The sequence below is a fragment of the Muricomes intestini genome, assembly GCF_004346165.1.
Lineage (GTDB): Bacteria > Bacillota > Clostridia > Lachnospirales > Lachnospiraceae > Muricomes > Muricomes intestini.
On the sequence record NZ_SLZZ01000047.1, the window covers coordinates 1 to 13,471 of the forward strand.

Consider the following 13,471-nt stretch of genomic DNA (forward strand, 5'->3'; position numbering starts at 1 on the left):
TAAGGTTATTATAAAGGGAAAAGGTACAAAAGAAAAGCCCTAACCCCTCAAGATTGAGGGGCAGGGGAGTTGAAGTGCCAAAGGCACTTTTTCATGCAGAAAAACAATGAAATCAACCAGCAGCTTGACCTTCTGAAGCGCAACCGCCGCAGATTGCTGGAAAGCGATGCGGACGATGAGATGATTTCAGAATGCAGGCTGCTGGTTGAGCTGATAGAACAGGGAGCGCCGTACCTGACAGGGTTTGACGAAACTCTGTTTCACAGTATTGTCAATCAGATTGTTGTCACCGAGCAGGATCAGCTGAAATTCTGCCTCATCGGTGGGTTTGCCTTTACGGAGCAGTTGCCAAAGGAGGTGTTCGGACGATGAAGAAAAACCGATACCTTCCTTTCGGTTATCACATTCAAAACGGTACGCTGTGCATTCATGAAGTGGAAGCCGCTGTGGTACGGCAAGTTTTTGAGGATTACCAAGACGGGATGTCCTATCTCCGGATTGCCGAGCGGCTTACTGCCAAAAGCGTCCCCTATATGGAGAACCGCACCGACTGGAACAAGCATAGGGTCAAGCGGATGCTGGAGAATTCTCGCTACTGCGGCGATGATGACTTCCCACTGATTATCCCTGCCGACACGTTCGATGCGGTAGCCGCCCTGATCGGGCAGAAAAGCCAAGTGGAGCCTTTATCCGAGGAACTGGACAGCATCCGCAGTAAGGCGATTTGTGGGGCTTGTGGAGCCAAATACAAAAGGGATGGCAGAAGCAAAAATTATGAAGCATGGTGCTGCTCCGCCGAGGGGCGCATCACACCCAAGCGCATTACCGACCAAGCCCTGCTGGAGAGTGTAACAGAAATACTAAATGTGATTATCAGCAATCCGAGCCTGCTGGAGCTTCCTTCACCGCACAGGGAGAACTATTCTCTTGATGTTGCCCGGACGGAAAACCAAATCAATCGGGAGATTGAAAAAAGCGAGGTGGACAGCGACTACATCAAGTTACTCATATTCGGCTGTGCCGCCGCAAAATATGGAGCTTGTGCTGATACGGAGCCGGTATACTTAACCCGCCGGTTACTGGTGATATTCGAGCAACAACAGCCGCTGGATGCTTTCTCAGTCCGGCTCTTTGAGGATACGGTCAAGCAGGTGGTCATTGATGTGGACGGTAGCCTGTGGCTGCGGATGATTAACGGAAAACTGATTGGAAAGGAGTAACCGCCATGCAAACACAGACTATAGCACCCATACAGAAAAGGGTCGATGTGATCCCTGCCAATGTTCTTTTAACCAAGCCCAATGCCAGAAAGAGAAAGCTCCGTGTGGCGGCCTACTGCCGGGTCAGCACCGAACAGGAAGAACAGCAGTCCAGCTACGCTGCGCAGATTGCTTATTATACGGAGAAAATAAGCAAAAACAAGGATTGGGAGCTTGCCGGTATTTTTGCCGATGAGGGCATCACCGGAACCAGCGCCAAAAAGCGCACCGAGTTTCTCAAGCTCATGGCACTGTGTGAAAAAGGCAAAGTCGACATGGTGCTGACCAAATCCGTCTCCCGGTTTTCCAGAAACACGCTGGATGCCATCGGATATATCCGAAAGCTCAAGGCAAAGGGCATTCCCATCATCTTTGAAAAAGAGGGCATCAACACGATGGAAATGGCCAGCGAAATGGCGCTGTGCTTCCTCAGCGGCTTTGCACAGGCTGAGAGTGAGTCCATCAGCCGAAATGTCACATGGGGCAAGCGCCAGAGCTTCAAAAGCGGAAAGGTGCCCTTTCAATATTCCCGCCTGCTGGGTTACGAAAAAGGTGAGGACGGTCAGCCCCAAGTTGTACCGGAGGAAGCGGAAATTGTCAAGCGGATTTTCAGGAGCTATTACTCTGGTGCCAGCGTCCGAAAGATAAAGGAATCGCTGGAGGCAGACAACATCTTCTCTCCCACTGGAAAGCAGGAATGGTCGGTTGGCGTACTGCAGTATATGCTCCGAAATGAGCGTTACATCGGCGATGCCCTGCTGCAGAAAACCTATGTGGTGGACTGCCTGACCAAGGAAACCCGGAAAAACAACGGTGAAATCCCGCAGTATTATGTAACCGGAAACCATGAGCCGATTATTTCAAAGGATTTATTCAACCTCGTGCAGGAGGAAATCGCCCGGAGAGCCGGGAAACGAAAAGTGGACAAGAAAGCTGTGAAAACCGAAAGAGGAAAATACAGTAGCAAATATGCGCTGACCGAGCTTCTCTGCTGCGGTGAATGCGGTACGCAGTACCGCAGGGTCACTTGGGCGAGGAACGGCAAGAAAAAGGTGGTCTGGCACTGCATCAACCGCTTGGAATACGGCATGAAATACTGCAAGGAATCCCCTACCATTGAGGAAAGTCGGTTGCACCAAGCGATCGTCACCTCCCTGAACCGGCTGGATGCGGATAAGGCCGATGTCATCGAAACCCTCAAAGCAGGCCTGCGGCTGGCCCTCGGTTCACAGGATGATGACAGCTTCAATGAAGCGGCTGTCCAAAACCGCATCGCCGAGCTGCAGAGCGTGATGATGGATTTGGTGGAACTCAGCTCCAAGTCCAGCACCGGTGCAGATTACTTCGATGCCAAGTTTGAGGAAATCGCAGCGGAGATAAAGGGGTTGCAGGGGCAGCTTGGCGAACACCAAGAGCAGACCATGCTCGCCCAAAACACACAAGCCCGAATTCATGAATTGCTTTACATGATGGAACATACCGATCTCAGCCTGAAAGAATACCGGGAGGATGTGGTTAAGGCTGTGATTGATAAGGTTGAGGTTTTATCTGCCGACCGCATCCGGATTGCCTTTAAAGGAAATACAGAAATGGAACAGGAACTGCCGGGTGAATGAGAGAAGCCGCCACAAATGCTGGCGGCATTTTTCTTTGGGTAGAATTTCTGCTATTTTTCAATCCGTTTCACCATAATACTGTGAATATTTCCATAATTTACACGAATCTGATTGCTTTATTCGTCGCTGCGATATATAATATATACAATATTTATTCGGCAAAGGATAGTTTTAATGGACTATATGACAGCAAAAGAAGCAGCGGGAAAATGGGCAATCACTCCACGCCGGGTTCAGGTGCTTTGCGCACAGGGCAAAATACCGGGCGCTGTTCGGTTTGGGGTGACTTGGGCAATACCAAAGAATGCGGTGAAGCCTAAGGATGGTCGGAGAAAAACGTAGCTGTTATATGATTACTAAGTATTTTTTAGTTTATTGTAAGTCTATTTTAGTGGATTGATAATTGGAACTTATTATAGCAATTATACGCAATTCGTCCAACAACGGATCTTAGCAATTATGGGAATATCCCACCTGCTTAGGCAGGGTACGCTTTGTTACCAGAAGGAGCCAAATTCATGAGTAAATATAATTTCTATTATGATGAATCTGAGCATAGTCGGAAAATCAACCACAAAACCATTACTGCGGAGAATTACTTCGACAGCTTTATTGCGGTTGTCGTTGGCTGGCTGTCCAACAATCAGGCAGGCTTGTATGAAAGATACACAGTGTTTGAGTCTAAATATGAGCACAGGAAGTCAAACGGCGAACTAAAAAGCACTACTATTAAGCAAAGTCAACTAAAAAGTGGTTTTGCCTCCTTGAATGCTGACAACCTCTCCTTGTTAGAGGATTTCTTGACGCTGTTTGATGAAAGAATCCTTGTCTATTATGCTGTCTCAAGCAAAATCGAATACATCATTCATCAGCTTTTTGAGGACTATGAAAACAGCCTTCTCGTGGATATGGATGCGATGAAATATTCCATCACGAAGGCAATAGTCTCATATCAGCCAAGCGATATTATGGCGGGGATGTATAATAATACAGGTGAATTTATTGGCTTATTGAAAAACTTCTTTACAGGCCAAATCGAAAAAGATAAGGCAAACAAAACGTTGAAGCAAAAGGAAATTGAGCAATTCAGCCAAATTCTCTTGCTCTTGGACGACGTATCCACGATTAAAACAATTGACTGGAATTATGATATTGCTTTCGTGGGATTTAAAAAATTTCTCAATGAAAAAGGAATTCATGATTATTCGATTACCATAGACCAAGAAGGTGAAAATAGCAACACGGGAAAAGCCGCTGAACGAGTGGGCTTATGCTCAATTTCCGAAGCAGACTCATTGACTTCCTGCGGAATTCGTATGGCTGATATGTTGGCAGGCATCATTTCAAAGTTGCTTAAGGCACTACATAACGCACTGGAATATGCTTTGCCTGAAGAACTGATAGACAAGAAGATTCTCGATAAGAGCTGGTTCATCGTCAATGAGCGACAGCTTGCCCTTTACAAGAAATTGCACCAAGTGGCCATTGAATTGAACAAGGCATGGTATAAGGCGTTTGCCGGAACATACTCGGATGATCTGATTGTGTTCATTGCTCTCTTAGGTTTCATGAATCATTTTAAATCGGTGGAAGATATAAAAAAAGACCTTGATATGCAAGGTGAGTATTTCAACGCTTATTGTTGTGAACATCTTGCTGAACATTTTAAACAGATGAGAAACGGCAGACATATACCGACCTTGCCAATTGATGCTGTTACAGATACTGACTTATCTAATGGTTTTGTAATAAATCGTCGAGGAGCAAAGGTTTTCTTTGACATTGATAGGCAACCTTTGCTTGAAATAAAAAACGGACACCAAACCTTCCATGTATTATCAGTAGGCTTAAGTAAAGAAATGATTCCAGTAGTTACGATTGTAGAAGAAGACGAAGTAAAATGCTATCGAATTCCAAGAGAGTTATCTGAATGGGCGATGACTTTAGTTGGTTTAGCAAATATGGGCGAAAACGTGTTCCCATCGAAAGTTGTGTTTTCCAGAACCAATGCTGGATATTTTGCAAATATTTTGTAACGATTGAATGTTAGCTTTGATTGGAAGAAAAGCAACAACTAAACTTATATCTAAGTGTTAGTGTTATTGAAAGAGTATTGTGTTTATTATTATGTTTAGCAAGTGCTATTCTTAGTTGGTAATAAGTTTAGCAATAATGGGAAGTTACATGCTTAGTAATAGTGCGTATTAAAGGACGAAGATAACTATCAAGATATCTGTGTGGTGTACCATTTAAAAGAACGACTGCGAGTAAAAGAGTCGCAGGATTGTTGAATTATCTTGCCGCACCCACTCTGAGCAGAAGAAAAAAAGCTATCATGTAAAACAGGATCTTAAAAGAATGAAGGAGAAGCACTGTATGCGTTTTGACGACGAAGTTGTCAGAGCGGTAAAACACCAAGCCGCTCTTGATGATACTCAGCCGAGAAAAACAGACGATGAGCTTACTGCAATCACAGAGACAGTACGCTCTGCTGTTTCTTCTGGCACTTATGATTTTGCCACTTCAACATCTCAAGTTCTTACGCAGTCTGGCGGTAAAAAGCGATATATAAAACAATATACTGACTGCTATTCTGCAGAAAGCGTATTGTGCCAATGCATTAAGCAAATATTAGACAGAACATTCCGAATTCGGTATCCAAATCGTAATAAATCTGTTCATTCGGTGTTCGATACGCTAAAGGCTGTTAAGCAAATGGCTGATTTTACAATAATCAAGTGTGATTTTAAGGATTACTTTAATTCGGTTTCTGCTCAATATGTATTTGAGAAATATATCAAGGCAAAATTATCGAACAGATTCGAGGCAGACCTGGTTGAAAAATTTACAAAGCAAACAAGATTTGCCTATGCCGGATTTAGCACATCAAATGTAATAGCTGAAATAATTGCAGAGCAATTTGATTCAGCAGTAAGGCTCGCATTCGCAGATAAAGGTATTCTATTTTTCGAGCGTTATATTGACGATACCTTAATTATTGTTAATGAGCATATTGAAGAAGCAGAATGCCTCCGAATTTTGAACGACATTCTAAAATCTGTTTACCACGATGAAAGTATTAAGCCAAAACCAAAATGTAAGACACGATTCAATCACTCAAAGTTTATCCATGTTACCCATCGAGGGTTAATGGCTATTCCAAATACAGTTCAGCCTGTTGATTATTTAGGTTATGAATTTCGATTTAGACATAATCCAAATGCTAAGAAGAACCAAGACATTGTTTTAACATATGGTATCACCGAAGCCAAGCGAAAGAAATATAAAAAGCGTCTGGAGCATCTTATTGCTCTGTTCACAGAGGAACGGATAGATGGTGTTGCAAATCCAGATTATCAAAATCTCGAACTTCTACGTCATAGAATTGCGGCATTTACTTCGAGAGAAGTATACCAAAGCCGAAAATTCCGTCAAACAGTATGGAAAACAAAAGGTTTTATCGGTAACTATGGAGAACTTAGATATTTGTTAGAAACCGATTTGATTGATAGCACCACAAAAAACTTCTTGAAAGATATGGTAACCAATGCGTTCAATAATGCCGGTTTCACTACGCTTCCGTATTTCATGTTAGGTTCTTCAGGGAAAAGTGGTTATAACCTATTTGAAAATATGAAAAAGAACAAGACTCTTTTGTTTGTCGAGCGTATTGGATATTCAGAACAGGCATTAAAAAAGCTGTGTTCCCAAGTGGGAATAAGTCTCACTGATATTAACGGGAAAAATCGTGGTTATGGTAATTTAGCGAGAGATTACCTGATAAAGGTAAAAGTAGGTTACTAAATAACGAAGCGGCAAGGTTGCCCTTGCCGCCCCGGTACATTAAGCCTTAGCTATGTACTAAACGCTATGTCGTGCCGCCAAAGCGGTCGTGCAATGCGCCGATGATGTGTGTACGAGTTACCCCGCACTGCAAGTGAATTCGACTTGCTTAAATAGATTATAGTAGATTATGGAGGAAAAATCAATGGGTTGGAAAGGTTTAGAGCGTGATAAGCTCGATTACATATTAACGGATTTACTCCCGGTTGAGCTTTCGGAGCTGTTTTCCTTTCGTCCATTTTATGATTTTTTGATGCAAAAGGAGCAACAAAAGAAGCTACATCAACTCGCTGAGAACCTTAAGGCAGTTCAGGCAAAGGCAACAGGAGTTATGTTTCAAGGGGCTTGGGCAACTGTTCCGTTCAAGTATAACATTCTTAAAGGGAATGATTCTTTACGCGAGATGAGCATAATACAACCGCTTGCCGCCCTGAATATTTATTTTTTCATGGAATGCTATCAAAAAGACATTTTAAATTTTTTAGATAAACACCATTGCTTTTCTATCAGGTATCATAAGAAAAGTTCTGACTTATACTATAAATCACGTTCTAAGAAAGCAATTCAATACTTTTCTTTAGATGTTCGCCGAAGAATAGGTAAAGCAGCTGTTCAGCAAACAGGCAAATTTTTTAAAATTGCAATGTTTGAGTCAATAAATTCGTTTGCCGATTCGCGAATATGGCGTATGTCAAATTTTGAATATAGATACTATGCTCAGATGGATTATAAGTCATGCTTTGACAGTATCTACTCCCATGTTTATAAATGGATTATCGAAAGAAATGTTATAGACTCGAAAGATGCTAAGAATTCAAACCTCTTTATTACCATTGACCGCATTTTGCAGAATATTAATGGCCGACAGTCGAATGGATTAGTAGTTGGTCCGGAATTTTCCAGAATGATTGCCGAAGTGATGCTACAACAAGTAGATACAGAAGTTAAACTTTTTCTTTTAAGCCAAGGGATGGAACACGGTCGAAATTATAGAGTGTTTAGATATGTCGATGATATATTTGTTTTTGCCGATTCCCAGGAAAATATCAATAGAATTATAAAAGCTTTTCAACTAATTGGAAATCATTACTTGCTTCACTTAAATGAACTTAAACTAACCACAGGATTAACACCACCATTACCTAAGCGTTGGCTTGAAAGAACGCGAATCCTTGCTGATAAAATAGATGGGTTTTTTGAAAAGATAAGCAAACACGAGTATGATGAACTGCCAGATGAAGAAAAACATCTCATAAAGAGCGATTATTTTCCTGTTGACAGGATTAAAGATGAGTTCATTACTTTAATGAATGATTTTCAGGACAACCGACGAACAATAGTATCATTTTTGCTTTCCGCTTTATTAAACAACATAAGCAAAGTTAAGGATGGATTTCGTCTGTTTGCAAATGAAAAAGCGAACAAAGCTTTATTGTTGATTGATTTAGCGTTTTTTATGTATGCTTTTTCTCCAACTTTTGATTCAACGCGAAAACTTATTTCTATGATTTCTTATATGAATGATGAGATCAACTTTATTCAGGAGAATAGCAAGGAAAATGATAGGCTGAAAAATGTCATCCAACGGTACTCTTTTATTTTTCAACGTGGGAACCTCCCCGACATAACCGATTGGTTACCTTTTTTTGCAGAATATCATATTTCACTGGATGCTTTTACAGAGACTGAAATAATAAAAAAAGCGGAAGCAGACAACAACCCCATTACATGGGCAAATCTTTTGCTGTATTCAAAGTATTACCAGCCCTTCTGCGAGGAAATAAAAACCAAGGTTGATATGATTATTGACAGAGAAGTGTCAAAGCTGTCGTCTGATGAATATATGATGCAAACTGAGTTTTGGTACATCCTTGTATATCATAATTGCCCCTATATCAGTAGCAACACAATTTCAAAAATAAATGATGTCATTTCAAGTATTCACACGCAGGCACGTGCACAAATGAGCAATGGGAACACCATTCATACAGGGACAGCAACAGATTTGATATGTGACTTTTTGTGCCAACAATCTTCGGGAGGGAACAAGCCACTTGAGAGCTTTTATGATTGGAATGAAAACAGGAGTATATCTCAGCAGATAACTTATCGTACATTTCAGAGAACGATTTTTAAGAAATACAGAAGCAATCGCAATAATTTATTTACAAGCATTGACTAGCTTAAATGCAGATAATTAAGGTAATAACAGCTTAAAAAATAAATGAATGCTTTTAAACGTCATAACCGTACCTAAAATCAGCAGATATCAGTATTATAGAATTTCGTTTAATGTTTATGATTAGCAGCGGGTTGTAGAAATCGTCGAGATTAGGCAAAGTTAGGAGTATTACATGAGAGCTCATACAATAATTTTAGGAGCAGGCGCGACAATTGCGGCTATTCCCAATGGGGATAAAAACGGAAATAAGTCATCTGTTATGAATGGATTAATCGAAAAACTGCATTTAGAAGACATTCTAAATGGCATTATATTGAATACTAAAAGCGACAATCTTGAAGACATATATTCAGAGCTGTATTCAAGACCAGAGTGCCAAGAAGCTGTGTCTCAGTTGGAATGGGCTCTTTATAATTATTTTTCAGGACTGGAACTTCCTGACTATCCGACCATATATGATTATCTCGTTTTGAGCTTAACAGATAAGGATGTGATTGCAACATTCAACTGGGATCCGTTACTGCTACAAGCTTATGTAAGATGTCATAAACTCACAGACAATTTGCCGCACATCCTCTGTTTACATGGTAATGTAGGGGTTGGATACTGTACGAAGCATAGAGAGTTTGGCACAATAGATGCCCTATGTCCTATCTGCAGAAAACCCTTGCCTCCGACAAAGCTTTTGTTTCCTGTTAAGTATAAGAATTACACAAATAATGAATATATTAAGGGCTGTTGGAATGCAACTGAATACATAATTGAAAATTCTTATATGCTGACGATTTACGGATATAGTGCTCCGTCCAGTGATGGTGAGGCGGTAAGACTACTCAAAAAAGCCTGGGGTGATTTAGATAAGCGTCAACTTGAAGAGGTTTCAGTTATTGACATAATTAGCGAAGATGAAATTTTGAAAAAGTGGGATAAATTTATATATTCACACCATTACCGGTATACAAATGACTTCTTTAGCTCATATTTGGGAATGTTCCCAAGACGAAGTTGTGAAACTGTTTTCGCTACAGTTCAGCTTAATGTAACACCAGACTGTAGTAAAGGCTTTCACAAAGACATGACATGGGATGAAATTAGAGATGTTTTGAGAGATGTATTACTCGAAGAAATCCAGACTCCGAAAGGGAAGAACTATCCGTTACATTATTATTAAGAAAGAACAGTTTAATTAAAGTGATTCTTAAATCTGTGTTTAGTTGAAAATTGTTTTTGCCGAATTGCTCATTATGTTTATTATGAGAGATTTTTGTTTTCTGATTTTGGAGTGCATCTATTTTGACCTAATGACACAAAAGCAATCCCGCGTAAATCAAGGGTTTACGCGGGTTAATTTTTGCCTTTTTATGGTGCCCGTTTTTGCTGAAAGCGGCTGAAATGGTGCCGTGGTGCCCTGATTTGTGGTGCCCGCTGCACAATTCCATATACATCACATACACAAAAAATGTATGGTGTGGTGCCCTAATGGTGCCCGGAACCCCTAAAAACATATAAAAAGCAGCATAGAGCTATAAAAAGATATTTCCGTCATAGCTCCATTTCGCTACTTTTTTTCTTGTCCTGTTTCGGTGCTTCTTTTTCTATGTCGGGCTTTCGTGGTTCTAATGCCTTGTGATAAGTTTCAAGCACCGTTTTCTTCCGTTCAAGCCGCACATCAACATACTGCGCTGTAACCGCTTCAAGGTTAGTCGAAATACCAAGTGACATACCGATACCTTTTAAGGTATGTCCCAGTATCTCGCCTACTGTGTAAAAGCCGCCTGTCAGTTGGTGCATATTTGTTGCCGCCGTATGCCGTAAATCATGAAAAAGAATATGCGGCATTTCAAGATGCCGGATAAGCTGCCCAAAGTTTGCGGACATTCTATCCCGCCTATAAGGTGAACCGTCCGGTTTTGCAATCAATAGCTTGTTGTCATAGTATTCGCCGCCACCAGCAACAATCAAATCCTTTTGTTTTTCAATCAGCTCAAATTGCCGCAGGAAATATGGGAGCGTTTCTTCTGTGATAGGCAAAATGCGGTCATTGGATTTTGTCGGTGCCATTTCCGTTATAGTTTTTGTTCCGGGTGGTATTTTGAAAGGCATTTGCTCAACGACACCGAATTGCATTTTTTCAAGGTTAATATTGTTCGTCCGTAAACCGATAATCTCATTCATACGCAGACCGTACAATCCGGCAAGAACAACGGGTATTTCCCATTCTGTACCTATTACACGGCTCATAAATTTTTGCATTTGCGGGGTGGTATACGGGTCGGGGGGTTTGCCTTGCTTTCCGAACTTTGTAATAATATCACGGGCAGGGTTATTTTCAATATAGTGGTATTTCCGGGCGTGTTCCATTGATACGCTTAAAATGCGCTGTGCATAACGGACGGTACTGTTAGATAGCCCTTTTTCAAAAAGCTGTTGAAACATATTATCAAGCATTGCCGGGGTTAATTGGTTCAGCTGCACATGACCGATATACGGCAGAATATGGTTTTTAATGTGGCTTTTATAGCCCGCAAAGGTACTTGACCGCAAATTTGCCTTTCCGTGGTTTTCCACCCATTCCTCCAAATACTCTTTTACAGTTTGTTTTCCCTGTGAAGCAACAATAGGAGTGTAGACAGGGTTTGCAAGTTTGGTTTTCATTTCGGCTTCATGTTGTGTTGCCTCTTTTTTGGTGGCAAAGCCCTTTTTGGAGTAGGTCTTTTTGCCCTCCGGCGCATTGTACTTGATGTTTACGTCATATACGGTACCAGGCTTGCCTGTCAACACACCGTTGCCGTCACGCTTGTTCTGTACCTTTCTTGCTGATATTGCCATAGCTTAACCCCCACTGTATGGTTTAACAATTATAGGGTGATGTGTGTATTCATGTTGGCGGTCGAAGTATCCCGTATATGGATATAGGCTTTTTTGACAAGTAAAAGTATGTCAGATTATGTCGGTAACGAAAAAACACGGTGGCACCTCCTTGATACCGCCGTGTCCTTAAAAAAGGTGACTTTATTACATCCTCCGAAATCCTATTGGAAACGGCGGCTTGTTATAGTTTTTATACATTCTCTGTGGGATGGCTTAGAAAATGTGTCCAGCTCTTGTGCCATTTTAAGAAGACTATTGCTCCCAATGACAAAATAACCTGCACAACTGTTAAGGCAGTCCATACCCCATTAAGTTTTAAGAACATGGGTAAGATGAATATGCAAATAGGTAAAACGATAAGTGCCTCACAATATACCATAATAGAAGCTCTCCGTGCTTTTTTGATTGCATAAAAGTAAGCTGACGTCGACCTTGAAAAAGCATAGAATGGCAGAGATAAAGCGCAAAGAGGAAATGCAAAGAGCAGAACCCCTGCTGTTTCAGCAGAAACGTTAAACCATGTTGGAATTACATTGCGAAGTGCAATGATTCCAATTGTTATAACAATGCCTGTGGTAATGGAAGTATAGTACGTCCACCTTTTTAATTGCTTAACCGAGTGAGCGTTGTTAGCACCGTGATAGAAGCTGATTAAAGGCTGACTTCCATCACAAACTCCTTGAAGGAGAAGTTGACCAACACTCAGCATATAGGAAACAACGGCATATGCCGCAAGTGCTACTGTTCCGCCATAGGCAAAAGCCCGCCAATTTATCATAGCTATGGTGAGAGCGGGAAGCAAGGACAGGGCAAATGGGGATGCGGCTATTTTGAGAATGTTCTGTACTGTTTTTCGTTTCAAATAATAGTTTGAGATCGGTACACGGTTTTCTTTTTTGAACAATATAAAAAGAGAAGGAACCAATGCTATGAATTGGCCGATCAAGGTGGCTAAAGCCGCCCCGGTAACGCCATATCCCAAAACCAGAACGAAAACGCCGCTTAGAACCGTATCCATCACAAAATTTGTCATCATTAAAACCATTGCTATCCACGCTTTATTTTGATTGCGTAACAGAGGTGTTACTCCTGCACCAAGAACTTGCAGAACACTACCCATACCCAATACCCGGACATATCCATAGGCAAATTCCAAAACCTGCCCTTCCGCTCCCAAGAACCGAAGAATGGGTTTTGCGCAAATCAGTATGAAAACCGTAAGAACTGCCGAGGCGATCAGCATCAGCGTGAATGTATTTCCCAGTGCCTTGCCTGCTTCCCTTTTTTCTTCAGCGCCCATGTGGTTGGACATATTCACAGCGCCGCCCATGCCGATACCTGTTCCAATAGCTAAAATGATTGCGGCAAGAGGCCAAGCGATACTGATACTGGCAATCCCGGCATCCCCCACGGACCGGCCGACAAATAAGCCATCAATGCTCGTATAAATTCCTGTAACCAAAGATGCTATCATTGATGGAATTACATACTTTAGAAAATTTTTCTTCATAGACATTCCAAACACTCCAATCACTTTAATGTTTACAAGTAAATTATAAACGTTAAAGCTACTTGAATGTCAAGCGGGCTTGTAGTAAAATAAACAGCATTCTGGTGATATGTCAAGACTAAATTGAAAAAGATTTTGCTATGTTTTTCTAAAAAAGGGTACACTTAATAAACATTCGAAAAAATAAGAG

10 protein-coding genes are annotated in these 13,471 nt (G+C 41.3%); 8 read left to right on the forward strand and 2 right to left on the reverse strand.

What is annotated here, in order from left to right:
- Positions 1–93: 93 nt before the first annotated feature.
- The 8 genes from EDD59_RS17075 to EDD59_RS17110 all read left to right on the forward strand — a co-directional run bounded on the left by EDD59_RS17075 (position 94) and on the right by EDD59_RS17110 (position 10,071).
- The gene (locus EDD59_RS17075) at positions 94–372 is read left to right on the forward strand and encodes a hypothetical protein (RefSeq protein WP_243117478.1); all 279 of its coding nucleotides are present in this window, start codon (positions 94–96) and stop codon (positions 370–372) included.
- 74 nt (positions 373–446) lie between these two features.
- Complete coding sequence (locus tag EDD59_RS17080; RefSeq protein WP_243117479.1) at positions 447–1,220, forward strand: recombinase family protein; 774 nt, start codon at positions 447–449, stop codon at positions 1,218–1,220.
- A 5-nt stretch (positions 1,221–1,225) separates the two neighbouring features.
- A complete protein-coding gene (locus tag EDD59_RS17085) occupies positions 1,226–2,875 on the forward strand; it encodes a recombinase family protein (protein ID WP_132384096.1) in 1,650 nt (549 codons plus the stop codon).
- Between the two features lie 174 nt (positions 2,876–3,049).
- Entirely contained in the window at positions 3,050–3,217 is a 168-nt protein-coding gene (locus EDD59_RS17090) for a helix-turn-helix domain-containing protein (RefSeq protein WP_132384098.1), read from the forward strand.
- A 176-nt stretch (positions 3,218–3,393) separates the two neighbouring features.
- Positions 3,394–4,911 (forward strand): hypothetical protein, encoded by a 1,518-nt coding sequence (locus tag EDD59_RS17095; protein WP_132384100.1) that lies wholly within the window; start codon positions 3,394–3,396, stop codon positions 4,909–4,911.
- Between the two features lie 340 nt (positions 4,912–5,251).
- The gene (locus tag EDD59_RS17100; protein WP_165920993.1) at positions 5,252–6,679 is read left to right on the forward strand and encodes a reverse transcriptase domain-containing protein; all 1,428 of its coding nucleotides are present in this window, start codon (positions 5,252–5,254) and stop codon (positions 6,677–6,679) included.
- A 184-nt stretch (positions 6,680–6,863) separates the two neighbouring features.
- The gene (locus EDD59_RS17105) at positions 6,864–8,900 is read left to right on the forward strand and encodes an RNA-directed DNA polymerase (protein ID WP_165920994.1); all 2,037 of its coding nucleotides are present in this window, start codon (positions 6,864–6,866) and stop codon (positions 8,898–8,900) included.
- Positions 8,901–9,072: 172 nt separating this feature from the next.
- Entirely contained in the window at positions 9,073–10,071 is a 999-nt protein-coding gene (locus tag EDD59_RS17110; protein ID WP_132384106.1) for a hypothetical protein, read from the forward strand.
- A 371-nt stretch (positions 10,072–10,442) separates the two neighbouring features.
- Here EDD59_RS17110 and EDD59_RS17115 read toward each other — a convergent pair whose 3' ends face one another.
- On the reverse strand, positions 10,443–11,729 hold the full coding sequence (locus tag EDD59_RS17115) for a site-specific integrase (protein WP_132384108.1): 1,287 nt from the start codon (positions 11,727–11,729) through the stop codon (positions 10,443–10,445).
- Between the two features lie 232 nt (positions 11,730–11,961).
- On the reverse strand, positions 11,962–13,281 hold the full coding sequence (locus tag EDD59_RS17120; protein ID WP_165920995.1) for an MATE family efflux transporter: 1,320 nt from the start codon (positions 13,279–13,281) through the stop codon (positions 11,962–11,964).
- Positions 13,282–13,471: the final 190 nt, after the last annotated feature.